This is a genomic window from Shewanella kaireitica (genome assembly GCF_023284045.1).
GTDB classification, from domain to species: Bacteria; Pseudomonadota; Gammaproteobacteria; order Enterobacterales; family Shewanellaceae; genus Shewanella; species Shewanella kaireitica.
In genome coordinates this window covers 1-2,642 of sequence record NZ_JAKIKQ010000035.1, presented here as the reverse complement: position 1 = coordinate 2,642, position 2,642 = coordinate 1, and the positions used below count along the sequence as shown (strand labels likewise).

The 2,642-nt window shown below is 43.0% G+C and carries 1 protein-coding gene and 3 tRNA genes; 2 read left to right on the top strand and 2 right to left on the bottom strand.

Going from position 1 to position 2,642, the window contains the following annotated elements; genetic code table 11:
- Window positions 1–150: 150 nt before the first annotated feature.
- Window positions 151–226: transfer RNA gene (locus tag L2730_RS21835), tRNA-Ala, on the bottom strand.
- A 103-nt stretch (window positions 227–329) separates the two neighbouring features.
- Window positions 330–1,739 carry a glutamate--tRNA ligase gene (gene gltX / locus L2730_RS21830; protein ID WP_220740415.1) on the bottom strand — a complete coding sequence of 470 codons (1,410 nt, stop codon included), beginning with the start codon at window positions 1,737–1,739 and terminating at the stop codon, window positions 330–332.
- A 686-nt stretch (window positions 1,740–2,425) separates the two neighbouring features.
- On the opposite strand from gltX, the gene L2730_RS21825 reads away from it, so the two are divergent.
- Both L2730_RS21825 and L2730_RS21820 read left to right on the top strand, forming a co-directional pair.
- Window positions 2,426–2,501: transfer RNA gene (locus L2730_RS21825), tRNA-Val, on the top strand.
- A gap of 38 nt (window positions 2,502–2,539) precedes the next feature.
- Window positions 2,540–2,615, top strand: a tRNA-Val gene (locus L2730_RS21820).
- The last annotated feature ends 27 nt before the right edge of the window (window positions 2,616–2,642 follow it).

The window sequence follows — 2,642 nt, the reverse complement described above, 5'->3', positions numbered from 1 at the left end:
CCCAAGGGGATTCGAACCCCTGTTACCGCCGTGAAAGGGCGGTGTCCTAGGCCTCTAGACGATGGGGACCCGGACTGCATTAGACTCTGCAAAGAGTGAATCACTCATTAAGTTCTGTAGGCTAAAACTTAACGCTTTTATTTAGTTAGATGGTGGAGCCTAGCGGGATCGAACCGCTGACCTCAACACTGCCAGTGTTGCGCTCTCCCAGCTGAGCTAAGGCCCCGCACTAACTAAATCACTTTCGAGCGCACTTTAAGCATTTGCCATCAGTGTCTCAACTGCGAGGCGCATTCTATGCAGCACACCCAAAAGTGTCAACTCGTTTTTTAGGAATTTATTCTATTTGCTACAAATTCAATCGCTTTGGAGATTCTTTGCTCACAACGAGCCTTTCCAACCAAGAATAAGGTCAAATCAACAGCAGGTGACATCCCTGCCCCAGTTACAGCAACACGCAAAGGCATGCCAACTTTCCCCATACCAACTTCTAATTCACTGGCAGTGTCTTCAATCGCTTGATGTATTGACTCTACTGTCCACTCTTCAAGTTCAGACAATTTTGCTTGGATCAGTTTAAGTGGCTCCATTGCAACACCTCTAAGGTGTTTCTTGGCAGCTGTTTCGTCAAAGTCTGCAAAGTCTTCATAGAAATAGCGACTAGATGCAGCCAACTCTTTCAAGGTTTTTGCTCGCTCAGAAAGTGCAGTAACGACAGCTGACAACTGTGGTCCATTACTCATATCGATATTCTGATCATTCATGTGCCACTCTAAATGAGAAGCGACATATTCTGGATCCATCTCTTTAATATAATGCTGATTCAACCAAACTAACTTCTCAGTATTAAAAGCCGAGGCTGCTTTGTTAATATCATCAAGCTTGAATAATTGCTTCATTTCATCAATTGAGAAAACTTCTTGATCGCCATGAGACCAACCTAAGCGAACTAAGTAGTTAAGCAAGGCTTCTGGTAAATAACCATCATCGCGATACTGCATCACACCAACAGCACCATGACGCTTTGACAATTTAGCGCCATCGTCACCAAGAATCATCGCGACATGCGCATATTCGGGGATCGGAGCACCAAGCGCTTTCAGGATATTGATCTGACGTGGAGTGTTATTGATATGGTCTTCACCACGAACAACACAAGTAATGCCCATATCCCAGTCATCAACGACAACACAGAAGTTATAAGTAGGCGTGCCTTCGGTACGGGCAATAATCAAATCATCAAGCATGTCATTTGATATTTCAATACGGCCACGGACATGATCATCAAATACTACACTACCTTCTGTTGGGTTTTTGAATCGAATAACAAAAGGTTCATCAGTATCGCGAGGCGCTTTATCACGACAACAGCCATCATACTTTTGCTGTTCGCCTTTAGCAGCTTGCTCTTCACGCATCAGCTCAATACGTTCGCGGCTGCAGTAACACTTGTAAGCACTGCCCTGCTCTAACATTTGAGCAATGATTTCGTTATAACGATCGAAACGTTTAGTTTGGTAGTAAGGACCTTCATCCCACGTAAGGCCTAACCATTCCATACCTTCTAGAATCGCCGCACAGGCCTCGGGGGTAGAACGTTCAATATCTGTATCTTCTACTCGTAATACAAATTCGCCTTGGTTTGCACGTGCATATAACCATGAATAAAGTGCTGTTCGAGCACCACCAACGTGCAGAAAACCGGTAGGGCTTGGTGCAAAACGCGTCTTAATTGTCATAATGGGACACTGACCTATATAGAAAGCCTAAATAATAGACTGTACCAATGAATGTGGCGCACATTCTAACAGCCAAAGCCCTCAGGTAAAATAGCCCTGCTACTATATGGCAAATTTTGTGGTCAAAATGATATTTGAATCATAGCCCCCTTGTCTCACTCAGCCATAAGCGACAACGTTACCAAACTGTAAGGCTAAATAAAGGGCGATTGATTGTTTCTCGATAATTCTTAGCTCACTTTCATTGCCGTTAAATATTTTCCGCAATAAACGAGGCACGAGTGAGTTAGCCTAAACAGCGACCATCGTTCTACTGGATTGATGTATAGATCTATAAGCTAATACTTCAAAGTGTAGCCAGCTCTTCACAATCCAGATAAATTTTAGTTTTCAATGATTGCAATAAAACCATAATACTTGTTCAGAAAACAAACTTAACAGGACACCAATTACCCAACAGATAGTGAAAAGCTAAACGCTAAGCTAACTCCATTCTTTATTTACTCGCTAAATAAACTTCACCTGCAAACCTTTGAGCTAATAATTTAATCACTTAATGAAAGATATAGTGCTGTATGTGATTAACTATCCGTCAATACGTGCGAAATTGAACCGTACACCATCTTTTATCTAAAAAAGCGTTGACAGTAGATCGTTCCCCCCTATAATACGGCCCCACACAGCGAGGTCGATTAGCTCAGCTGGGAGAGCACCTCCCTTACAAGGAGGGGGTCACTGGTTCGAGCCCAGTATCGACCACCATTCTTTTTATAAAGAATTAAATCATTGTGTAAATCCCAGGTCGATTAGCTCAGCTGGGAGAGCACCTCCCTTACAAGGAGGGGGTCACTGGTTCGAGCCCAGTATCGACCACCATTCTTTTCATAAAGAATTAAAACATTA